Here is a 23,333-nt window from a genome sequence, read left to right as displayed (position 1 = left end):
AATATCGTAATCCCTTTTATTCATATTTAACATCGACCTTTTTTATTGTAACTATTCAGCGAATAATTACTTTTTATTTGAACCGCGACGTATCCACCGCCTCCCGTTGCTTCTCCTTATATCCTCCGAATTTATAGGTAAACGATACGCCGAATTCGCGGAAGCATGAGTAATGATTCGTCACATTCTGCGTCTTGAAACGGATGCGGGGAGAAATCTGTCCCGTCTCAAAAATATCGTTGCAGTAGAGGTTGAGGATGGCTTTGTTCTTGGCAAAGCCGTAGCGCAGGGCAATATTCACATTGCCCGACGTAGGCAGGTTGTAAATGCCCTGAATGGCTTTACTATGCACAAAGCCGGTCACCGTCAGCTTCAAGTCGGGTTTGGTGGAGAGAGTAAAAGTATTGCTCATCTGGGCAATGCCATAGCATTGCTTTCTGTCGAAAGGAATATCCCAGAAATCACCATCCTTTTCGCGGTACCACAAGCCTATGAGGGTAAGGCGAGAATTCAACCAATCCTTCACCTTAAATGGGATAGAGGCTTGTATTCCTGCTTGTTGCTGATAATCAAAATTGAGTGTCTTGTAGATTTCAACCAGACGTTCGGAGGATTGGTAGAGTGTCTGTACAGAGTAGTCCTTGGTGTGGTTGAACCAGGCGCTGAAGATGTATTTGCTCTTCAAAATATAGGTCATTTTCAGCTCATACTCTTGTGCCGGTTTCAGCAACGGATTACCATGCAGCTCAGAGTATCCACCGCCGATGTAAGAGACGGCATCCTGCACCGCCCAGTAGTCGGGATAGTCCTTGTCGCTGCTCAGAGAGAGCTGAAGGATATGTCCCGGTGCCGGCATATAGTTCAAGTTGACGATGGGATACCAGTCCCACTGGTTCCAGACGGGAGTCTTGTAATGCTCCACAGCCAGGGAAGCGTCCAAAGCGAGTTTGTCGCCGAAACTCTTGCTGAAACCTGCATAGATATTCCAGGTCTGTTCGCGGCGGCGGGACTTCATATTGCTTAAGGCATCTGAGGAGGTCAGTTGTTCGCCGGTTTCGGGGTCGTAATAATATTGGTAGCTGTTGTCGATGCTGGTAGTATAGATGGCTCCGTAATTCAAATCCCAACCTTTTCCCAGACTATGCTCCTGGGCCAGAAAGAATTTCCATCGGTTGATGCGTTGGCAATCTTCGGTGTAGAAGTCAAGTTCCTCGTCCTGCATGCGGCTATGCAGCAACTGGTCGGACGGGGAACGGTAGTAGGTCAGTTCGGCACCGGCTTTGAGGCCGAAAGGGGTACGATAGTCCAGACGGCCGTTGTGCAGCCAGTCGGTGCTATTGCCATGAGTTGTGGACACCTGCGTGCCCGTCACGCCCTTCCAGTTGTGGGAGGTGGAATAGCCACCGTTATAGACGAAACTCAGCTGATGGTCCTTGGCGATGTTATAGTCCGCCCCTACCCTGAAATTATGGGTATGGCTGCGGCCACGGCCCACCTCATCTGTTGTCATGGGGTGAACCGAGCCGTCTGCCAGGGTGTGCACAGCCTCTTTGTCGGTAGTAGAGTAGCCCCGGCCATGGCTGTGCGAGTAAAGAAAATCTGCTGAGAATTTATTTTTGCTGAAGAGCAGGCTGGCGCGTTCCTCAAAGCCTTCGTTATGCTTCTGGCGATACTTGGCATAGAGTTCGCCTTGCCAGGAGCCGGGGCCGCCTGCCGATTGTTTCAGGGTGATATTGATCAGTGCGCCACGCACCTGGTAGCGTGCAGGGGCGTTGTACATCACTTCCGCCTTCTCTATGCGGCTGGCAGGGATGCTGCGCAGCAAGGAATAGAGCTGCTCTGTGCTGAGGGTGGTTACTTTGCCGTCCAGGATAACGGTGACTCCCTGGCCTGCCAACTGCAGCCCGCCATTCATCTCGATGACGCCGGGAAGCTCTTTCACGGCATCGTAGGCATTGTCTACAGGGAGGTTCCGGATAAGGCGGGGCAGGTCGTACACCAGCTTGCCTTGCGCTGCCTTAACGATGGGGCGTTCACCGGTAATCATCACTTCCGGCAAGGTCTGATAAAGACTGTCCAGACGGGCATCGGTCGTGATAAGGCTGTCGGCGCTGAGGATGCGGTTGTCGTCCGCACCGGAGGTGGTTGCAGTACCGTTGTTCTCTTGTGCCGAAAGGCTGATGCTCAAAGCACAGCATACAATAGGGAGTAAATAGAATCGTTTCATGTTCTTCTTTTTATTTATGTTTATATTCTTCTTCTGCAAATCTTCGTCTGCAAAGTACGGCAGAATCAGCAGAAACTTGTGTTATCAGCGGCTTACCAAGTGTTATCCAGTGTTATCGGGAGTGTTATTTAGTCTTATCGGATGATAGGTTTCACAATATTAATCTTACCTTTGTATGTATAAAAGTAACCGGAAACAAACATGAAACTGCCATTCAAATATATTGCCATACTTGTCATCGTCTCCCTGGCCGGTATCTTCGCCTACCAAGCCTACTGGCTGACGGGGCTCTACCATACCATGCACAGTGAAATGGAAAGGGACATCACCGAAGCCATGCGCATGAGCGACTATAACGAAATGATGATACGCGTGGATAAAATGAAGCAGGACGACATCAACCACGGTGAAGTCAGCGTATCAGCCGGATACAGCGATGACGGAAAATCATTTGTCCGTAGCAGTACCACCATCTCCCGTGAAGATTCTTTGGACAACGCTACCCTGCACGAAACCTTCATGCCCAAAGGAGACAGTGTTTACGTGACCCACCCGAACGATTCAACCCGCGTGGAAGTCAGTGTCAGGAAGAACGTTCCTTTGCTCACCAAAGAGGACAGTGTGCTTTTCATCGACCAGTACAGGGAAACGGATAAAGTCCGTTGGATGTCTGCCGATTCTGCCCGAGAGCCTCTGGAAGAAGCAGTCAGGGACTCAGACAGCTCTCCCCAATCCGCATTGAGTGCCAAAGAGAGACTGGATGTGATTTTGCGCGACCAAAACAGTATGCTGGAACTCGCCACCTACTTCCAGCGCGGACTGCATTCGGGACTGGACATCATTTCCGACCCCGACGTAGTGCTTTATGACAGCCTGCTGACTTCATTCCTGCACGACCGTAACATCAATCTTCCCCATAGGCTGCTACATCTTCACAAAGGCAGCAAATGGGACTCTACCATTCTCTATATAGATACATTGGTAAACATCGGTACCCCCGGCTATGTGCCTACCTCAAAAGCCGTGGAATATAATTATTCTTTCGACATCAATACAAATCAAAGCTACCGTCTCATCATGGAACCGGCCGGCATGTTGGTCTTGCGACAGATGTCGGGCATTCTCACCACATCATTCGTTATTCTGATCGTACTCGCTTTCTCCTTCTGGTTCTTGATACGCACCATCCTGAAACAGAAGACACTGGAAGAGATGAAGAGCGATTTCACCAACAACATCACCCACGAACTGAAAACCCCCATCGCCGTAGCATATGCCGCCAACGACGCTCTGCTCAACTTCAACCAAGCGGAGGAAAAGACCCAGCGCGACAAATACCTGCGTATCTGCCAGGAACAACTTCAGCGCCTCAGTGGACTGGTTGAACAGATACTTTCCATGAGTATGGAACGCCGCAGGACTTTCCGCCTGCACCCGGAGGAGTTTGCAATACGTGATATTCTGGAAACGCTCATCGAACAACACAAGCTGAAAGCGGAAAGCTCCGTCCACATATCGGTGGACATCGAACCGGAAGATTTGAGCGTACTTGCCGACCGTACGCATTTCAGCAACATCATCAGCAACCTGATAGACAACGCCATCAAATATTCGCACGGAGAGGCCGAAGTGGCCATCCATTGCCGCAAGGTAACCGTCGAAGGGCAGAATGAACAGACCGAAATCTCTGTCAGCGACCACGGAATCGGTATTGCTCCCGAGAAGCAGAAGCACATCTTCGACAAATTCTACCGCGTACCCACGGGTAATCTGCACGATGTGAAAGGCTATGGGCTGGGATTGTTCTATGTGAAGACCATGATAGAGAAGCATGGTGGCAGCGTATCGGTAAAGAGTGAGTTGGGAAAAGGAAGTACCTTTACGATAAGGATATGATAACATTATTTGTTAGGGTACTTTACATTACTTGTTAAGGAGCTTTACATTACTTGTAACAAAAGCGACAATTATGGAAAAGATAACCGTACTTCTGGTTGAGGACGAACAGACCCTCGCCATGATTATCAAGGACACATTGGAAGGGCAGAACTTCATCATCCACACCGCAGCAGACGGTGAAGAGGGATTGCGCAAGTTCTTCGACCTCCGCCCCGACGTGCTGGTGGCAGACGTGATGATGCCCCGCATGGACGGCTTTGAAATGGTGCGCCGCATCCGGCAGACCGACAAACAGACCCCGGTACTGTTCCTTACCGCCCGCTCCGCCATCAACGATGTGGTGGAAGGGTTTGAGCTGGGTGCCAACGACTACCTGAAAAAGCCTTTTGGAATGCAGGAACTCATTATCCGCATAAAGGCCCTGGTAGGCAAAGCTTTCTCCTTTACAGAAGAAAAGCCCAAAGAAACTACCGTTTTTGAAATCGGTGACTACCGTTTCAATTCCGTCACTCAACGACTTGCTTTTGCAGGCAGCACCCCGACTTCACCTAACGCGGATACGGAAGTGGAACTCTCCCACCGCGAGTCCGAGATACTGAAACGTCTTTGCGAGAACCGCAACCAGGTGGTCAACACCCAGAATGTATTGCTCGACCTCTGGGGAGACGACAGCTTCTTCAACTCCCGCAGCCTGCATGTGTTCATCACCAAACTGCGGCATAAACTGGCCGGAGACGAGCGCATCCGTATCGTCAATGTGCGGGGAATAGGATATAAACTAATAGTAAACTAAACTAAAACTAAACTACTATTTATGAAAAAGTTATTATTCATTACTTTTATCTGTTCCTCACTCTGCGCCTATGCACAGAGCGAGATTCCGGAAGACACAATAAAGAACCGGCCTCCCGTAAAGAAAGAGCAGATTCCCTTTTCTCCAAAAGAGAACAAGCGTACGGGCCTTGATGAAAGCCAGCCCCAACAAAGTCTGCAGGGCGAACAGCAGGAAGAGATAAATCTCCATCTCCCTCCCTCCGACTATGTGGAGCCCCTGCCCTGGACGGACATGAAGAAGATACACTTTCAGAAGAACATCTTTGAATGGGACTTCCAGCGTTTCGCCGATTTCCTGCTCTCGCCGGAAGTCGTACTGACGATGTACGGCAGCCATAACACCTATCCTGCAATGGGCTCCATCATGCAGGCTGGCGCAGGAATTACTTATTACAGTCCCGACGGACATTGGGAACTGAGCGGCGGAGTGTATGCCGCCCACTATTCCATCTCTACCCCCTCCTCCATTGCCGGCGCCCGGTATGCCAAAAGGGATGCCCCCCGGGGTACCCAATGGGACGTAGGTTACAATGCCTCCGTATCCTACCGCATCAATCCCTACATGCGCCTGCATGCCTTCGGCCAGTATTCGGGCTACGGGAGAAGCAACTCCTTTCATGGATATATGAACCCGATGTATCCGCAAAGCGGTTATGGCATGGTACTGGAACTGAAAGTGACGGACTGGCTCGACCTCAACGGAGGCCTGGAACGGAGCTACGACCCCACCAAAATGAAATGGGTGACTTCGCCCGTCTTCGCCCCTACCATTCGTATAAAGAAATAGAAATAATACAAAGATATTTCCGGAAATAGAGGGAAACGAGTATCTTTGTTCAGTCCGCCCCTATGCGGCAGACAGCAACTGAAATTGTGAACAAAGAACTATGAAACGAATCTTCTTCTGCATCATCATTTTACTTGCAGGCATGTCATCCGTCAGCGCACAGAGCGAGATGCCTGCCGATACGGTACGTACTGCAGTACATGGCGAAGCGTCTCCCGAAGGCATGTCTCCGTCTGAAAAGGAGCTTCTGCCGGGCGTGAAGAATTACGACGGCTTCCTGCTGGATATGGGGCTGATGAATCTGTCTGCCCCCACTCTTCCCAAATTCACTTTGGAGATACCGGATGCCAGCAAGGACTACAGCCGCATCTTCCGGTTGAACCCGAACGTGACTTATTCACAAGGCCTTTCGAACATATTCTCACTCAGCAACTCCCGGTATTTCAGTTCGAATCCCTTCGGACTGACGGGCTTCTGGGGCTCTACTGACAACCTGCAAATGGGAAGTTTCACTTTGAAGAACGGCATGCGCATCCATACGTACGGCGAATATGACAAGGACGGCTGGAAAGTGCCCAACCCTTCCGCACTGCCTTGGGAAAAGAACAATTTCAAAGGGGCGTTCGAGCTGAAATCAGCCAACGGAGCCTTTGGCATACGCATCGAGGTACAGCAAGGCAGGCATGTGCCCTATTGATGCCCACACCATTTAACAACCAAAGTCAATGGCAAGAAAGAAAATACTGGTGATAGGTGCCAACGGTTTTACCGGCAGGCGCATCCTGGATGATTTGTCCCGCAACTTGTCTTATCAGACAACGGGCTGTTCCCTGCACGACGACATCTGTCCCCATTCGGGCAACTATCGCTTTATCCGCACGGATATATGCAACCGCCAGGCGGTGGAAAAGCTTTTCCAGGAAGTACAGCCGGATGTTGTAATCAATACCTCCGCTCTCTCCGTCCCCGATTATTGCGAAACGCACCATGCAGAAGCGGATGCCGTCAACATCACTGCCGTAGAGCACCTGGCAGAATGCTGTGAGACGGGAGGCAGCCGTTTTATCCATCTTTCCACCGACTTCGTTTTCGGTGGTGATACGGACCGACCCTATACAGAGGAGGATATTCCCGCTCCCGTTAATTATTACGGCTACACCAAACTGGAAGGTGAGAAACGTATCGCTGCCGTTTGCAAGGATTATGCCATCGTGCGTGTAGTGGTGGTGTACGGTGCCTCCCTGCCCGGACAGCATGGCAATGTGCTTCAACTGGTGGCAAACAGATTAAGGAGCAATGAGGAAGTGTTCGTCGTGTCCGACCAATGGCGTACGCCCACCTTCGTGGGAGACGTGTCGCAAGGAGTGGAGAAGCTGATAAGTCATCCGCAAAACGGTATCTATCATCTCTGTGGCAGCGAGTGCCTGACCATTGCAGACATCGCTTATCGGGTAGCGGACGTATTGGGACTGAATCGCTCGCTCATCCGTCCCGTCACTACGAAGGAGATGAATGAAAAGACGCCACGTCCCCGTTTCAGCGGGCTGAGTATAGAAAAGGCACGCCGGGAACTGGGATATCGACCGCATACGCTGAAGGAAGGAATAAAGCTGATGTTCGGATAGTAAATAATGCAAGTTCGGATGGCAGCAGATTCGACTACAGCAACTCCGGCTCTGCCAGTCCTTTCTCTTTGCGATACACACGTACCATCTCCAGAATCACATCTCCATATTTCTCCACCCCTTTCTTTCCGAAATACGGAATGCGTACAAGCATGGCCTTATCCGAAGGAAGCAGATTGCTGATACCCAGAATTGCCTTCTGCTGAATGACGGTATATACGGGCAACCCTAATGCGGAAGCTTCTGCATTGCGCCATGCCACCAAGCGGTTGTAAAGTTCCGGATGCAACACATCCGTGGGTACTTCAACAGCTGCAGCATCGCGTTTCCGCTCACGCGGACGTTTCTCTTTATCAGCCTGCTTACTGCTTCCCTGCCCTTCTTTGGCAGCAGCACTTCTCCCTTTGCCTTTACCCTTCTGCGAAGCCGAATCGTCAATGGAAAGCAGTGCTTTCTGCTTCAAGTATCCTGCCACATGGAAACCATTCTCCAGTACATAATCCAGCAAATCAGTCTTCAAGTCAAACATTGCCTCCAGTTCCTCCATGGCATCCCGGAGCTTCTTCTTCAACTCTTTATTGTCGGAAGTTACCGTACTCGCCATCACCGCATCCAGCGGTTGCAACTGCTCTTGAAAATAAGTGGCGGCAGAGTGTATGCGCCCCTGCAAAGTCGGGTCGGCTGCATAGTCCTGCGCAGTATCAATCAGACGGGTATACTGGATACCGAACTTCTGGGCCACTTTCGTCACTTTGTCGTGAAAACGTTCCACTTCCTCCTTGCAGGCTGCGAGTTGCTTGGGAAAGAGCTTGTACAAGTGCTCGTCTATCAGCCGCACATACCGCCGCAAAGCCTGCTCCATGGGCTGGAAATCGAACAAGCCCGACAGCAGTTCCAGGAAATAGGTCTGCTGCAAGGAACGGAAGCGTTTCTCGTCCGGCTCGTTTCTCCGTGCCTCCATCGTGAAGGTTTCCACTGCATTGTCATTGATTATGGCTCTTGCAGAAAGCGGGGCACTGAGCACCACTCCCTCCAATGTCTTGCAGCGGCTCAGGGCCACATACGTCTGCCCATGCGCAAAGGAGGCGCTGGCATCAATCACGGCACGTTCAAACGTCAGTCCCTGGCTTTTGTGGATGGTAATTGCCCAAGCCAGTTTCAACGGATACTGCCGGAATGTTCCTTCAATATCTTCTGTAATCTCCTTGGTTTCCTCATCAAGCACATACTTGGCATTCGTCCACTCTTCCTCCTGAAGTAAGAAGGTAGCGTCGCTTCCCTTGCTGCGCACTTCAATTCCATCTGCCGACACGGCTGTCACCTCTCCAATCATGCCATTGTAGTAATGGTGTTCGCCGGAGGTGTCGTTCTTCACAAACATTACCTGGGCACCGCGTTTCAGTTCCAGCACCTCATCCGTAGGATAGGAATATTCGGGAAACTTTCCGTCAATCTTGGCGCGAAAGGCATACGAGCGTCCCGGAAGTTGTTCCAGCTCATGGTCATTAATCCGTTGGGCCTGATAATTGTGGGTCACCAGGCGGATGTATCCTTCTTCTTTATCAGGTACGAAATTGGGAATATACCGGCGGTTCAAGGCTTCCAGCACTTGTCCGTCACAACGGTTTTCGCGAATGCGGTTCAGTAATTCAAGAAAAGTCCCATCGTTCTGCCGATAGACTTTCTTTAGCTCTATGGTGCAATATTCCGTCTGCTTCAAGGCCTGGCTGGAAAAGAAATAGGGCGTGTCATAGTATTTGCGCAGCATCTGCCACTCATCGTCTTTCACTACGGGAGCAAGCTGCTGAAGGTCGCCAATCATCAGCAACTGCACGCCGCCAAAAGGTTTGTTCCGGTCGCGGAACCGCCTCAAGACGGCATCCACCGAATCGAGCAAGTCGGCACGGACCATACTGATTTCATCGATGACCAATAAATCTATACTGCGTATAATGTTGATTTTCTCTTTCCCGTAACGGAAACGGTAAGATGCTTTGCCATCCGCGCTGAATGAGCTTTCGGGCACATAAGGAGCGAAAGGTACTTGAAAAAAGGAGTGGATGGTGACACCGCCTGCATTGATAGCGGCAATTCCCGTCGGCGCAAGTACAATCATCCGTTTCGGACTCTCTGCCTTCAGTCTTCGCAGGAAAGTTGTCTTACCGGTACCTGCCTTGCCGGTCAAAAAAAGATGAGTGCCTGTGTTTTCAATGAATTGCCATGCAAGCGCTATTTCGGGATTATTCTCCATGGATATGTTTATTATTCAACCAATCCGCTCTCTCTCAGAATGATACGGATTTCATCAGTAGCCATATATGATAATAGGACAAAGATAGCGGTTATTTCGTTATCCTTGTCCTATTATTCCATTTATTTGTACCCATCCTGAGAAAGCCCTTTACGGGGCAATCCGGACTATTTCAAGCTACCGCCGATAATATCGAGCAGCTCATTCGTAATGGCCTGCTGACGGCTCTTGTTATACTGTTTCGTCAAATCCTGAATCAGCTCATTGGCATTGTCTGTCGCCGTCTGCATGGCAAGCATACGGGCAGCATGTTCCGAAGTATTGGAATCGAGAAGCACGGTAAATATCTTCTGACTCAACACTTTTGGCAGAAGTTCCGCTATCAACTCGCCGACGGAAGGTTCCACAATGTAATCATTATTGAAACTGCGGGCATCTTCCGGTACATCTTCTGCCGCCTCCTGCGCCACTTGCGTCAGGTCAATGGGCAGATAATTCTCGCGAAGCAGCACCTGCGAACCCATCGATTTGAAGTGGTGGTAAATCAGCTCCACATGGTCAATTTGCTTTTCCACAAACTCATGCATCAGCTTCTCCGCCAGCTCATACGCTTCAACGTACGAAGGCTTGTCTGCCATCAACTGATAGCTGCCTTGCGGCACATATCCCATTTTCTTGACAGCTTCCTCCACCTTTCTCCCAACGGGATATATCAGAATATTCTCCTTGCCCAGCGACTGGTAACCTTCCAAAGTCCGTTCCAGCATCTTCGCCACATTCGAGTTGAATGCACCGCACAAGGAACTATTGGACGAAAACGCCACGACCGCTACCCTCGTCACGGGCCTTTTCTCGGTATAGGGCGACTCGAAGGAAGCATCCGTACGCAGAAAGTTCGTCAGAATCTCATTCAGCTTCCGTTGATAAGGCAGCATATTCTCAATCCGCCCCTGCGCCTTGTGCAGTTTGGCAGATGCCACCATCTTCATCGCCGATGTTATCTGGCGTGTACTCTTGACGGAGCTTATTCTATTTTTTACCTCTTTCAGTGAAGCCATATATCTATTTACGATTTACAATGTACAATGTACAATTTGCCATGCGGGTTATGGCGCAGCTAAATTGTAAATTGTAAATTGTCTAATTGTACATTACATGAATTGCCTTGCAACCGCCTCTGCCGTCTCCTCAATCTTTTTGCAGACATCGTCGTTGATGACACCTGTCTTTAAAACGTCGAGTACCTCCATGCGATAGTTCATCTCAAGAGACTCAAGGAAGTTGCGTTCAAACTCGCTGACCTTGTCCAAAGGAATATCCCTCAACAAGCCGTGTGTGCCGCAATAAAGAATGGCAATCTGCTTTTCTACCGGCATCGGACTGTATTGGGGCTGTACCAGCAGGCGCGTATTCTTCTGTCCCTTGTCGATGGTCAATGCCGTCACGGGGTCCATATCACCACTGAACTTGGTAAATGCTTCCAGCTCACGGTACTGTGCCTGGTCAATCTTCAATGTACCTGCCACCTTCTTCATCGCCTTGACTTGGGCATTGCCACCCACACGGCTCACGGAGATACCCACGTCAATGGCCGGACGGTTACCCTGGTTGAAGAGATTCGTATCAAGGAATATCTGCCCGTCAGTGATTGAAATCACATTCGTTGGGATATAGGCGGACACGTCTCCTGCCTGAGTTTCGATAATGGGCAATGCAGTCAGCGAACCACCACCTTTCACCTTGCCTTTCAGACTATCCGGCAGGTCGTTCATCTCGCGTGCCACTTCCTCCTGGCTGATAATCTTCGCCGCACGTTCCAGCAAACGGGAGTGCAGGTAGAAAATATCACCCGGATAGGCCTCACGTCCTGACGGACGGCGCAGAATCAGAGACACTTCACGATAGGCCACCGCCTGCTTGGACAAGTCGTCATAGACCACCAGCGCATGACGGCCGGTATCACGGAAATACTCTCCGATGGCAGCCCCTGCAAAGGGAGCGTAATACTGCAATGCAGCCGGGTCTCCCGCCGTAGCAGCCACCACAATGGTATAGTCCATCGCACCGTACTGGTGCAGGGTATTCACAATAGAAGCTACGGTAGAACCTTTCTGGCCAATGGCTACATAAATGCAATATACCGGATCACCTGCTTCAAAATTGGCACGCTGGTTGATGATGGTATCGATGGCAATGGCTGTCTTACCGGTCTGGCGGTCACCGATAATCAGCTCACGCTGTCCGCGACCAATAGGTATCATGGCGTCCACAGCCTTCAGACCGGTCTGAAGCGGCTGATTCACCGGCTGGCGGAAGATGACTCCCGGTGCCTTACGTTCCAACGGCATTTCATAAAGTTCTCCGCCTATCAGTCCTTTGCCATCAAGCGGCGCACCCAGAGGGTCTATTACACGGCCCAGCATACCCTCTCCCACCATGATGGAAGCAATACGCTTGGTACGCTTTACAATGAAGCCTTCCTTGATTTTATCCGTAGGGCCAAGCAACACAGCACCCACATTATCCTCTTCGAGGTTCATCACAATGGCCTTGATGCCGTTGTCGAACTCCAACAACTCGTTGGCTTCGGCATTGCGCAACCCATAGATACGGGCTACACCGTCACTGACTTGCAGTACCGTGCCAATCTCGTCCAACTGTACGCGGGTGTCAATCCCTTCCAGTTGCTTGCGGAGAATATCGGAGACTTCGCTTACTTTTATATTTTCAGACAACATCTTAGTATTTACTATTTTACGATTTACTATTTACTATTTGAAAGAACCCGAATCATATACCGTTTTGACCTCTACAACTTACGCATCACAAGACTATTAAATAGTAAATTGTAAATTGTCAAATCGTAAATCATACGATCCTTCTATTCTTATCAATAAACTGCTGTTTCACTTTCTTAAGCTGCGTAGCAATACTGGCATCCAGACGGAAGTCGTTGATGTCGAAGATAAAACCACCTTCAATGGAGGGATCCACTTCAGTCTGCAGCTCCATGCTGGCATGCAGCAGGGTGGAAGCACTGTTATGGATACGCTCCCGCACTTCCTGGCTGACGGGAACGGCTGTTATCAGCTTTCCTACACCGATATGCTTGTCTTTCCGGTACAAATCCAGAAAACTCAGGCAGATGTACTGGAGAAAGTTTTCCCGCCGGTTCTTCAACACCAAGGTCATGAAACGCGCAAACTCACGGCCCGCAGGAGCATCCCCCACAGCAGCGGTACAGATAAGTGCGAACTTCTCACGTATCGTCAGGATGGGGTTTTCCAATGCCATGCACAAATCCGGATGTTTCCTGAAGCTACGGGCAAGCATACAAAACTCCTTGTACAGAGTATCTTCTACCCCCATACTCTTGGCATATTCCATCAATGCTTTCGCATAACGCATCGAAACGATTCCTATATCCATTTCTTTGAGAATTAATTGTTTCTACTTGCGGCCAGCACTTCATCCAGCATCCGGTCTATCATCTCCATCTGCTCATGTTTCTCGTCCAGATTCTTGCGGATAATTTTCTCAGCTATATCTACGGACAAGACTGCCACCTGGCGGCGAATATCGCGGATGGCCTCTTCCTTCTCTTGCTGTATCTGCTTTTTAACTTCGTCCAGCTCCTTCTGCGCGGCGGCTTCCGCCTGCTTGCGTGCTTCGACGATAATCTTGTCACGCTCATGCATCGCCTCCCGCAGAATGCGTCCTTGTTCTTTGTTGGCAGCAGCAATCAACGCTTCACTCTCCTCTTTCAGTTTGGAGAGCTGGGCATTTGCTTCGCGTGCCACTTCCAAAGACTGGTCGATGTAGGTCTTGCGACCTTCCACCATCTTGGTGATAACGGGAAAACCGTACTTGGCAAGCACCACAAACACCACACCGAATGAAAGAAGCATCCAGAACAGCAGACCACTATCGGGTAATAACAATGACATAATTTTATTTACGATTTGACAATTTACGATTTACAATTTGGCTGCGCGGTGATGCTGCACGGACAAATTGTAAATGGTAAATGGTAGATTGTACATTATAAAAAGAACACCAATAAACACACAACTACTGCCAACAAAGCAACACCTTCAATCAAGGCAGCGGCAATAATCATGTTCATACGGATATCTCCGGATGCTTCCGGCTGACGGGCAATGGCCTCCATGGCAGAACCGCCGATTTTACCGATACCTACACCAGCACCAATAACAGCCAGACCAGCACCAATGGCTGCACCCAGTTTACTAACTCCCACACCTGCCGCAGCAGCTTGCAATAATACAGATAGTAACATAACTTTCAGTTTTTAAATGGTTATTTTTATTAATATTTATATTCCCAATAATCGTATCATTTCACCGCCTTCTCCTTATGCTCTTCCTGCGCCAGACCGATGAACACGGCTGACAGCATGGTGAACACATATGCCTGGATAAAGGCAACCAACAATTCAAGTGCATTCATAAAGATATTGAACAGCACCGAGGCCACGGTAAGCGTTCCGTTCAAAGCAGGTCCCATACTGGCCGAGATGAATATCAGGCAGGTAAGCACCAGCATTGCCATGTGTCCTGCCAGCATATTGGCAAAAAGACGTATCATCAAAGCAAACGGTTTGGTAAAAATACCGAAGAACTCGATAAACGGCATCATGGGGACCGGCACCTTCAGCCACCAGGGCACATCCGGCCAGAAGATATCTTTCCAATAGGTCTTGGTTCCAAAGATATTCACAGCCAAGAAAGTGCAGATGGCCAATACCATCGTAATGGCTATATTTCCCGTCACGTTGGCCCCTCCGGGAAAGAAAGGAATCAGCCCCATAATGTTATTGATGAAAATAAAGAAGAAGGCCGTCAGCAAGTAAGGTGCGAATTTACGGTACTTCGGACCGACACAGCTCTTTATAATATCATCGTTCACCATCATGATAAACATCTCCATAAACCCGATGAAACCACCGGGAGCGGCACTTCCCTGCGGGTGCTTGCGATACCAGTGCGCCACACTTAAAATGATGACAAGCAGCAATGCACTGTTGATGAGCAAAGCCAGTGTCACCTTCGTGATGGAGATATCCAACGGGCGTATTTCGTTTCCGGTGGCATCATGCTCCACCAGCTTGCCTTCGTACTTGCTTCCTGCGGGAGCGATGGAAAAGCCTTCATAACTTCCACCGTTCTCCTCCAGACGTGAGGATAGAAAGACATGCCATCCGGTGGTAGAGCTATGCACTATTACCGGCAAGGGAATCGTAACGTGAGTTTCGCCCCACGTCGTGATGTGCCATTCGTAAGAATCGCCGATATGCCCGAAGACAATCTCCTTCACGTCCACCGTATTCTCAGCCCGCACCGTGGCGGGTAGCAACATGCCCAATGCCAACAGAACTACAGTCAGTATGTTACGCAATCTTTTCATTGTTACTTTTCTTTTTCTGTTTCTTGTTCGCCTCGAAAGTGAAGAAGAACCAGGAATCATAAATCAAATATATCAGATAGTTGGCTATAAACGTCAACAGAAACGCCCTGGCTTCCTCACGTACTGCAACGCAATAAACCAGCATCACAATCATGGAAACCAGCATTCTCATCACACGCATCAGCAGATAAATCTGCAACATTCGTCCCGGCATCCGGTGACGGCAGCTTTCGGTCATATTAATCATGAATATTCCGAAAACAAAGAAGAAAAGCGGAATCAGCGGATAACCGCCGAAATAGTGATGCGGATTTATCGAAAAGTACGTCCATCCGCCTACAATTCCTATCAATACCGTCAAGAGCGCTGTATGCAATAAGTAGTTTCTCTTAGTAATAGTCACGCCAACAACCTTTAATCTTCAATTTCTTATTTTTAATTGCCTATTGCTGTTCTATACAGACGGCAACCCTTCCGTTACTCATCTCTACGAATCCGCTTTGAATATCCAGCTCATGTTCCTCACCGTCCGTTGCGTAAACCAATGTCCCCGTTCCCAACGATGACACAATCGGTGCATGCTGCGGCAGGATAGAAAAAGAGCCCATAGTGCCCGGCAATGTAACACTTTCCACTTCCCCGTTGAAGAGTTCCTTCTCCGGTGAAACAATATTCAAATGCAACTTCTTCATTATCAAAGCTCCCAGAGTTTTAATTTTTAATCGTTTTTTCCCCTGCCTGTTCCAGTAGTTTCTTACCCTTCTCAATAGCTTCTTCAATGGTTCCCACATTCAAGAAAGCTGGTTCGGGCAGGTAGTCCACCTCTCCGTCAAGAATCATCTTGAAGCCTTTGATAGTATCCTCAATGGAAACCATTGTACCGGGGACACCCGTAAACTGCTCGGCAACGGCAAATGGCTGTGAAAGGAAGCGCTGCACACGACGCGCACGGTTCACCAACGTACGGTCGGCATCAGAGAGCTCCTCCATACCGAGGATGGAGATAATGTCTTGCAATTCCTTGTTGCGCTGCAATATTTGTTTCACACGTTGTGCCACTTCGTAGTGTTCCACCCCCACGATGTGTGGGTCAAGAATGCGTGAAGTGGATTCCAACGGGTCTACAGCAGGATAAATACCAAGTTCGGTAATCTTACGGCTCAACACCGTGGTGGCATCGAGGTGGGTAAATGTTGTAGCAGGCGCCGGATCAGTCAAGTCATCGGCAGGCACATATACAGCCTGCACGGAAGTGATGGAACCATTTCTCGTAGAGGTAATACGCTCCTGCATGGCACCCATTTCCGTTGCCAGTGTCGGCTGATAACCCACGGCAGAAGGCATACGGCCCAGCAAGGCCGAAACCTCGGAACCGGCTTGAGTGAAACGGAAGATATTATCAATGAAGAACAGAATGTCACGCGGACCGTCCGTCTCCGCTCCCATGTCACGGAAGGACTCGGCTACCGTCAACCCTGACAATGCCACGGACTGACGCGCACCGGGAGGTTCGTTCATCTGACCGAATATCAAAGACACTTGTGATTTGGCCACTTCGTCATAATCTACTTTGGACAAATCCCAATGGCCCTCCTCCATGCTCTTCTTGAATTCTTCTCCGTAACGGATAACACCGGATTCAATCATTTCTCTCAGCAGGTCGTTGCCTTCACGTGTACGTTCTCCTACACCGGCAAACACAGAGAAGCCGTGCTGCTTCTTCGCAATATTATTGATGAGTTCCTGGATAAGCACTGTCTTGCCTACACCGGCGCCACCAAACAGACCGATTTTACCGCCCTTGCTATAGGGTTCCAGCAAGTCGATAACCTTGATGCCTGTATAAAGTACCTCTTGTACGGTAGTCAAATCTTCAAACTTAGGGGGTTCGCGATGGATGGGATAAGCACCGGTACGGTCCAGTTCCTTCATGCCGTCGATAGAGTCGCCCACTACGTTCATCAGGCGGCCTTTGATTTGTGTACCTATCGGCATGGTGATGGGGCCTCCCAGCGGATGCACTTTCATACCTCTCTGCAGGCCGTCCGTACTGTCCATAGCAACAGTACGCACCGTGTTTTCACCAATGTGTTGCTGTACCTCTACAATCAGTCTTTTTCCGTTCGACCTTTTTATTTCCAGTGCGTCGTGAATACTCGGCAACATCATCTCTGCCTCCGTTCCTTCGAAATAGACGTCTACTACAGGTCCGATTACCTGTGAGATATGTCCAACAATCTGTGACATAAGCAATCTTTTTTATTCTATATTTCCTTAATTATTTTTCCCAATACTAAGTTGTAAGTCGCGTGTATCCTCTAAAACAAATCAGCCAAGTCGCGTCTTTCGTCAGCTATATAAGTACTCGTACCTATTAACGTTTGTCAGCAACGGTTTGTTCATCCCAATAGTTACATAAACAACAACGCAAATGTATAAACAATTTGCATGTAGTTGTTACCGTGTATAGCATTTTTTGAACAAAAAATACTATTTTGAACGATTAATACTACAATTGGAACAAATTGCTACAGACATGATAACGTCAGTTAACAATTGGCAAGAAAAGGAATTGCCCACCCATCTTATGAAAAACCACAGAATTGGCAATAAAGATTCCGTATATAATATACAAAAAAAATAAGCCTTGTCTCTCGACAAGGCTTATTCACAACACAAACACAAAATAAAACACGACAAAACTACTATGCAATCTTACCTGTCTATGCCGGGGAGGCATACGTACTAGTTACGGATATTCACATATACATAAACAGCTTCAGGCTGATTTGCACATTATAAACAAATGCGGGGAGGCATTTGTTTATTGCTTATTTGTTAAAAAACACAAATTCAAAGTTTGTCATTGAATACCTCGTTCACGAAGCTTCAACTGCCATTTCCATGCAGAAAGTAAAGTATCTTCAATACTTGTTTCTGCCTTCCAACCCAGTTCATTGTTTGCCAATTCCGGGTTTGCCCATACCTTCTCAATATCACCGGCACGCCGACCTACTATCTGATAGTTCAGTTTTACACCGGTAGCCTTTTCGAAAGCATTAATCAGTTCCAATACGGAAAGTCCACGACCTGTACCGATATTGAATACTTCCACTTTCTCCTTCTGCTTGTTCTCCAAGATACGGCGGATAGCCACTACGTGTGCTTTGGCCAAATCGACTACATTGATGAAGTCGCGGATACAAGAACCGTCGGGAGTATCATAATCGTCACCAAACACGCTCAGTTTCTCACGGATGCCGATAGCGGTCTGGGTAAGATAAGGAATCAAGTTCTGCGGTACACCGTTAGGCAATTCTCCCAGCAATGCTGTGGGGTGTGCACCTATCGGGTTGAAGTAACGCAACAAGATGGCGTTTATCGGAGCACCGGAAGCAACCGTATCACGTACAATCTCTTCATTGATTTGCTTCGTGTTTCCATACGGAGACTCAGCTTTCTTGATAGGTGCCTTTTCCGTTACCGGAAGCTCGTCCGGCTGGCCGTAAACTGTGCAGGAAGAAGAGAATACGATACCCTCCACTCCATGCTTCGGCATCAGTTCCAGCAGGTTAATCAGTGAAACCAGGTTATTACGATAGTAAAGCAACGGTTTTTGGACAGACTCACCTACGGCCTTGCTGGCTGCAAAGTGAATGATGGCTTTAATGCCTTTATATTTGGTAAACACAGCGTCAAGACCGGCATAATCCAAGCAATCCAATTTCTCGAATGCAGGACGGATACCCGATACCTTCTCTATGTTATCTACAACATCTGCGCTGGAGTTTGACAAATTATCAATAATAACAACTTCATAACCTGCGTTTTGAAGTTCCACCACCGTGTGAGAACCAATGTAACCGGTTCCACCCGTAACTAAAATTTTCTCTTTCATATTAAATATAGACAATTTAGCTTTTAGGTTATCAATACGCCACAAATGTAAGGAAATAAATTAATAAAAACAGAAAAAGGGGGGATAAATTTTAGCTTATCCCCCCTTCACTTTATTTCCGGTTTTTCTTCTTTAAATCTTCACAACCCCCGAAAAGCCCATGAATGCCATTGCCAGCAGTCCGGCCGTAATCAAAGCTATCGGAGTGCCCTGCATACCTTTCGGCACACTAACCAGGCTCATTTGCTCGCGCAGGCCTGCAAACAGTGTCAGTGCCAAGCCGAAACCAAGTGCCGTGGAGAATGCATAAACCACTCCCGTCAGCAAATCATAATCTTTTTGGATAACAAGGATGGCCACACCGAGAATACAGCAGTTGGTAGTAATCAACGGCAGGAACACGCCCAAGGCCTGATACAGAGAAGGAGAAACTTTCTTCAGGATAATCTCTACCATCTGCACCAATGCGGCAATCACCAGGATAAAGGTAATAGTCTGCAAATAGCCCAAATCAAAAGCGTCGAGCACATACTTCTGAATAAGGAATGTCACGATGGTGGCGATGGTGAGCACGAATGCCACCGCTGCCGACATGCCCAATGCAGTCTCCACTTTCTTGGAAACTCCCAAGAACGGGCAAATTCCCAAGAATTGCGACAATACGATGTTGTTTACAAAGATTGCCGAGATAAATATCAATATATATTCCATTTCTTTAATTTATTAATTGAAAAATGACAATCGATAATGAACCATTATCAATCATCCATTATCAAGCCTTCTTCATACTGTTGATTAAAGCAATGAGATAGCCCAATGCGATGAATGCACCCGGAGCAAGGACAAATACCAACATGCCGTATTCTTCAGGAAGGATACTCAAGTTGAATATCTTGCCGGTTCCCAGGAACTCACGCACGGCACCCAGCAATGTCAGTGCAATGGTAAAGCCCAAGCCCATGCCCAGACCGTCGAACAAGGAAGCCACCGGATTGTTTTTGGCAGCAAATGCCTCGGCACGTCCCAATACGATACAGTTTACAACAATCAGCGGAATGAACAAGCCCAGCGTGGCGTACAATGCAGGAACGTAGGCTTGCATTATCATCTGCAACAGTGTCACAAATGATGCTATGACCACAATGAATGAAGGAATACGCACCATATCGGGAATCAGATTCTTGATGGCAGAAATCACCACATTGGAACATATCAGCACGAACATTGTAGCCAGTCCCATACCCATACCGTTGATAGCAGAGGAAGTGGTACCCAGTGTAGGACACATACCCAGCAGGAGTACAAACGTAGGATTCTCTTTGATAATCCCGTTCATCATAACTTTAAAATTATTCATATCTTCTACTCCTTTCTTATTTAGCGCTGAGTGTATCCACAGCTTCGGGAGCTGCGGAATCAGCAGGTTGTTCAACATTCTTTTGAGTAGCGCCGGTAGTGCCGTCGGCAGTTTCCTGACCGGCATAGGCAGCATAAGCCGCATTCACTGCATTCAAAAAAGCACGTGAAGTGATGGTAGACGCTGTAATGGCATCTACTTTACCACCGTCCTTGCTCACTGTCAATGCCGCTTCACCCGGATTCATGCCGGTGATGTCACCTTTATTGCCTTTCTTGAACCAGTCGGCAGCTTTGGAGCCCAACCCCGGAGTTTCCACATGCGACAACAAGGAGTAGTCGATGATTTTGCCTTCGGCATCGAAACCGACCAACACTTTCAGCTCACCGCCAAAACCCATGGCAACAGCTTCCACAGCAGCTCCGATATATTCTCCGCCTTTGGTGGCAGGATATACAGAATACTGTACTCCGTTTACTTCCTGCATCTTCTTCTCGGCGATGGGGTCATTGTCGAAGCCCGGAACCACCGCACTTACGGCATCGCTCAAGGTCTTTGCATTGGCCTGCGCAATGGGCTCCTTCGTCAATTCGTTTACATAAGCCAGCAACGCTACGGAGATTGCGGTAACGCCCGTAAGTACCAGCAACATATTCTTCAAGGATGATTCTAACTTTTTCATTTCTTCTTCGCTACCTCCCCAAAGCGTTTAGGTTTAACATAGGTGTTGATGAGCGGAGTGAACGCATTCATAATCAGAATGGCAAACGACATACCCTCCGGATATGCACCGAACAGACGGATGATGACAGTCAGCAGGCCGATGCAAACACCATAAATTAGCATACCTTTGTGGCTCATCGGAGAAGTCACGTAGTCCGTAGCCATAAAGACAGCACCCAGCATCAGACCACCGGACAACAACTGTACGACCGGGGATACATAAAGTTCCGGATTGACCAGATACATGATACCAGAGAACACGAATACCGTCACCAGAATAGATACCGGAATGTGCCAGGTGATGATTTTCTTCCACAACATGTAGAACAAACCAAGCAGCAGCGCCAAGGCACTCACCTCACCGAGACATCCTCCATTATTACCTATCAGAAGGTCGAAAGCTCCCGGAAGGTCGCTCAGGGACATGCCCGGAGCACCATTGATGACACCTTTCATAATAGCCAGCGGCGTAGCAGCCGTCGTGGCATCCGTATAGGCTGTCAACTGGCCTACAGCCGGCCATGTCGTCATCTGCACGGGGAATGAAAGCAACAGGAACACACGTCCTGCCAGTGCAGGGTTAAAGGGATTGCAACCCAAACCTCCGAAGGACATCTTGCCTACCCCGATGGCAAACAAGGCGCCGAGGATGATTATCCAGATGGGCAGGTTGGAAGGCAGGTTAAAGGCCAGCAACACACCGGTAATGATGGCAGAGCCGTCGGTGATGGTTGTGGTCTCTTTTTTCATGAGGAATTTGCCGATGGCCCATTCAAAGAACAAGCAGGCTGCTACGGAAGTGGCCGTAACAATCAGCGCACCCAGTCCGAAAAAGTAAAGCGAAACGAGGAATGCCGGAATCAATGCGATAAGCACACCGTACATATTCTTCTTCACGCTGTCACCGCCGTGAACGTGGGGCGAAAGGGATACGATTAATTTATTCATACTTCGTTATTTTTTAGCTTGACGTGCACGGATCATCGCTCCTACCTTACCCTTACCCAAGCGGATATAATCCAGCATCGGACGGTTGGAAGGACAAGTGAACTGGCATGAACCGCATTCTATACACGACATAATGTCTTCTTTCTCTACTCTTTCAAAATCTCCGTGGGCCGAAACGGTAGCCAGCAGATACGGCTCCAACCCCATCGGGCAGGCTCCCACGCACTTGGCACAACGGATACAAGGCTGTACCTCGCCGCGCTTGGCTTCCTTCTCGTTCATAATCAGAATACCGGAGCTGCCTTTGGCAGTCGGTACATCCGTATTCACCAGAGCTTTACCCATCATCGGGCCACCGCCGATAATCTTGCCCGTATCTTCGGGCAGGCCGCCGCAAGCTTCAATCAGCTGCTTCATCGGCGTACCGATACGTGCCAGGAAATTGGACGGCTTTGCCAGCGACTTGCCCGTCACGGTAATGACACGCTCAAACAGAGGTTTGTTCTTCTGTACGGCCTGGTAAACGGCAAATGCGGTACCCACATTCTGCACCACAGCTCCCGTGGAGATAGGCAGCGCACCGGCTGCAACCTGGCGACTGATGACAGCATCAATCAACTGCTTTTCACCACCCTGCGGATATTGTACCTTCAAGGGTACCACCTCGATACCTGCATAGCTGGAAGCGACTTTCGTCATCAGCTGGATGGCATCGGGCTTATTGTTCTCAATGCCGATGAATGCCTTGTTCACCTTTACCGCCTTCATCAAAATGGATACACCTACCATAATTTCTTCCGCATGTTCCAGCATCAGCTGATGGTCGGCAGTCAGATACGGTTCGCACTCTACGGCGTTGATGATGACACACTCTGCCTTGAATGCAGGAGGAGGGCACAACTTGACCTGCGTAGGAAAGCATGCACCACCCAGACCTACAATACCGGCATCGGCGATTTTCTTCACGATTTCCTCGGAAGTCAGACTGCATTCCTTCACCAACGTTTCGGAACGGTCAATGGATTCTTCCCATTCATCCCCTTCTACGTCAATGAATATAGCAGGCTTGGCGTAACCGCTGGCATCGACAATCGTGTCAATCTTAGCGACTTTCCCGCTGACAGACGAATGAATGGCTGCTGATACAAAACCGCCGGGCTCGGCAATCTTTGTACCCACTTTCACAACATCACCTTTGGCAACGATAGGCTTGGCAGGAGCACCGATGTGCTGTCCCAGCAAGATAGCGGCCTTGGCCGGAATCTCTGCCTTGATGATAGGCTGATGTGCTGAAAGTTTATTTTCGTGTGGATGGACTCCACCAATTGAAAATGTCTTCAACATACAATTCTGTATT

At 48.8% G+C, this 23,333-nt stretch carries 22 protein-coding genes; 5 read left to right on the top strand and 17 right to left on the bottom strand.

From position 1 onward, the window contains the following. Nucleotides 1-73: 73 nt before the first annotated feature. Nucleotides 74-2,227, bottom strand: coding sequence for an outer membrane beta-barrel family protein (locus H1A11_RS06385; RefSeq protein WP_181757909.1), 2,154 nt, complete (start codon nucleotides 2,225-2,227; stop codon nucleotides 74-76). Nucleotides 2,228-2,428: 201 nt separating this feature from the next. On the opposite strand from H1A11_RS06385, the gene H1A11_RS06380 reads away from it, so the two are divergent. From H1A11_RS06380 to H1A11_RS06360, 5 genes are all read left to right on the top strand, one after another. Further along, entirely contained in the window at nucleotides 2,429-4,123 is a 1,695-nt protein-coding gene (locus H1A11_RS06380; RefSeq protein ID WP_181757908.1) for a sensor histidine kinase KdpD, read from the top strand. A 73-nt stretch (nucleotides 4,124-4,196) separates the two neighbouring features. Continuing rightward, nucleotides 4,197-4,919 carry a response regulator transcription factor gene (locus H1A11_RS06375; protein ID WP_005829101.1) on the top strand — a complete coding sequence of 241 codons (723 nt, stop codon included), beginning with the start codon at nucleotides 4,197-4,199 and terminating at the stop codon, nucleotides 4,917-4,919. 21 nt (nucleotides 4,920-4,940) lie between these two features. Next, nucleotides 4,941-5,747: a hypothetical protein gene (locus H1A11_RS06370; protein ID WP_181757907.1), complete on the top strand. Its 807-nt coding sequence runs from the start codon at nucleotides 4,941-4,943 to the stop codon at nucleotides 5,745-5,747. Between the two features lie 100 nt (nucleotides 5,748-5,847). Beyond that, entirely contained in the window at nucleotides 5,848-6,444 is a 597-nt protein-coding gene (locus tag H1A11_RS06365) for an occludin (RefSeq protein WP_119962214.1), read from the top strand. A gap of 28 nt (nucleotides 6,445-6,472) precedes the next feature. Beyond that, nucleotides 6,473-7,372 (top strand): SDR family oxidoreductase, encoded by a 900-nt coding sequence (locus H1A11_RS06360; RefSeq protein WP_131226266.1) that lies wholly within the window; start codon nucleotides 6,473-6,475, stop codon nucleotides 7,370-7,372. A gap of 34 nt (nucleotides 7,373-7,406) precedes the next feature. On the opposite strand, the gene H1A11_RS06355 is transcribed toward H1A11_RS06360, so the two are convergent. The 16 genes from H1A11_RS06355 to rsxC all read right to left on the bottom strand — a co-directional run bounded on the left by H1A11_RS06355 (nucleotide 7,407) and on the right by rsxC (nucleotide 23,320). After that, the gene (locus tag H1A11_RS06355; RefSeq protein ID WP_181757906.1) at nucleotides 7,407-9,623 is read right to left on the bottom strand and encodes an AAA family ATPase; all 2,217 of its coding nucleotides are present in this window, start codon (nucleotides 9,621-9,623) and stop codon (nucleotides 7,407-7,409) included. A gap of 167 nt (nucleotides 9,624-9,790) precedes the next feature. Further along, a complete protein-coding gene (locus H1A11_RS06350) occupies nucleotides 9,791-10,681 on the bottom strand; it encodes a F0F1 ATP synthase subunit gamma (RefSeq protein ID WP_117599583.1) in 891 nt (296 codons plus the stop codon). Between the two features lie 93 nt (nucleotides 10,682-10,774). Continuing rightward, the gene (atpA, locus tag H1A11_RS06345; protein ID WP_117599733.1) at nucleotides 10,775-12,358 is read right to left on the bottom strand and encodes a F0F1 ATP synthase subunit alpha; all 1,584 of its coding nucleotides are present in this window, start codon (nucleotides 12,356-12,358) and stop codon (nucleotides 10,775-10,777) included. Between the two features lie 133 nt (nucleotides 12,359-12,491). Continuing rightward, entirely contained in the window at nucleotides 12,492-13,052 is a 561-nt protein-coding gene (locus tag H1A11_RS06340; protein ID WP_119962212.1) for a F0F1 ATP synthase subunit delta, read from the bottom strand. Nucleotides 13,053-13,063: 11 nt separating this feature from the next. After that, nucleotides 13,064-13,570: a F0F1 ATP synthase subunit B gene (atpF, locus tag H1A11_RS06335; protein ID WP_005829120.1), complete on the bottom strand. Its 507-nt coding sequence runs from the start codon at nucleotides 13,568-13,570 to the stop codon at nucleotides 13,064-13,066. A gap of 95 nt (nucleotides 13,571-13,665) precedes the next feature. Continuing rightward, nucleotides 13,666-13,923 carry an ATP synthase F0 subunit C gene (gene atpE, locus H1A11_RS06330; RefSeq protein WP_005829122.1) on the bottom strand — a complete coding sequence of 86 codons (258 nt, stop codon included), beginning with the start codon at nucleotides 13,921-13,923 and terminating at the stop codon, nucleotides 13,666-13,668. A 56-nt stretch (nucleotides 13,924-13,979) separates the two neighbouring features. Beyond that, nucleotides 13,980-15,050, bottom strand: coding sequence for a F0F1 ATP synthase subunit A (gene atpB / locus H1A11_RS06325; RefSeq protein ID WP_119962211.1), 1,071 nt, complete (start codon nucleotides 15,048-15,050; stop codon nucleotides 13,980-13,982). Next, nucleotides 15,034-15,453, bottom strand: coding sequence for a hypothetical protein (locus H1A11_RS06320; protein ID WP_119962210.1), 420 nt, complete (start codon nucleotides 15,451-15,453; stop codon nucleotides 15,034-15,036). The genes atpB and H1A11_RS06320 overlap by 17 nt, the downstream gene beginning before the upstream one ends. 40 nt (nucleotides 15,454-15,493) lie before the next feature. Then, nucleotides 15,494-15,742 carry an ATP synthase F1 subunit epsilon gene (gene atpC, locus H1A11_RS06315; RefSeq protein ID WP_117599579.1) on the bottom strand — a complete coding sequence of 83 codons (249 nt, stop codon included), beginning with the start codon at nucleotides 15,740-15,742 and terminating at the stop codon, nucleotides 15,494-15,496. 19 nt (nucleotides 15,743-15,761) lie between these two features. Continuing rightward, nucleotides 15,762-17,297 (bottom strand): F0F1 ATP synthase subunit beta, encoded by a 1,536-nt coding sequence (atpD, locus tag H1A11_RS06310; RefSeq protein WP_117599578.1) that lies wholly within the window; start codon nucleotides 17,295-17,297, stop codon nucleotides 15,762-15,764. Nucleotides 17,298-17,913: 616 nt separating this feature from the next. Continuing rightward, nucleotides 17,914-18,948, bottom strand: a complete 1,035-nt coding sequence (galE, locus tag H1A11_RS06305) for a UDP-glucose 4-epimerase GalE (RefSeq protein WP_025833837.1) — start codon at nucleotides 18,946-18,948, stop codon at nucleotides 17,914-17,916. A 132-nt stretch (nucleotides 18,949-19,080) separates the two neighbouring features. Further along, the gene (gene rsxA, locus H1A11_RS06300; protein WP_008663551.1) at nucleotides 19,081-19,659 is read right to left on the bottom strand and encodes an electron transport complex subunit RsxA; all 579 of its coding nucleotides are present in this window, start codon (nucleotides 19,657-19,659) and stop codon (nucleotides 19,081-19,083) included. 61 nt (nucleotides 19,660-19,720) lie between these two features. Then, entirely contained in the window at nucleotides 19,721-20,305 is a 585-nt protein-coding gene (gene rsxE / locus H1A11_RS06295) for an electron transport complex subunit RsxE (RefSeq protein ID WP_117599732.1), read from the bottom strand. A gap of 16 nt (nucleotides 20,306-20,321) precedes the next feature. Then, nucleotides 20,322-20,987 carry an RnfABCDGE type electron transport complex subunit G gene (locus tag H1A11_RS06290; RefSeq protein WP_005829140.1) on the bottom strand — a complete coding sequence of 222 codons (666 nt, stop codon included), beginning with the start codon at nucleotides 20,985-20,987 and terminating at the stop codon, nucleotides 20,322-20,324. Beyond that, complete coding sequence (locus H1A11_RS06285; protein WP_005829143.1) at nucleotides 20,984-21,976, bottom strand: RnfABCDGE type electron transport complex subunit D; 993 nt, start codon at nucleotides 21,974-21,976, stop codon at nucleotides 20,984-20,986. Before H1A11_RS06285 ends, H1A11_RS06290 begins: the two co-directional genes overlap by 4 nt. Before the next feature lie 6 nt (nucleotides 21,977-21,982). Beyond that, nucleotides 21,983-23,320, bottom strand: a complete 1,338-nt coding sequence (rsxC, locus tag H1A11_RS06280) for an electron transport complex subunit RsxC (RefSeq protein ID WP_005829145.1) — start codon at nucleotides 23,318-23,320, stop codon at nucleotides 21,983-21,985. Nucleotides 23,321-23,333 lie beyond the last annotated feature (13 nt).

This window comes from Bacteroides sp. CACC 737, from assembly GCF_013874375.1.
Classification (GTDB): domain Bacteria; phylum Bacteroidota; class Bacteroidia; order Bacteroidales; family Bacteroidaceae; genus Bacteroides; species Bacteroides uniformis.
Note: the sequence above shows the minus strand (reverse complement) of the source record. Positions and strands in the feature narration are given on the sequence as shown.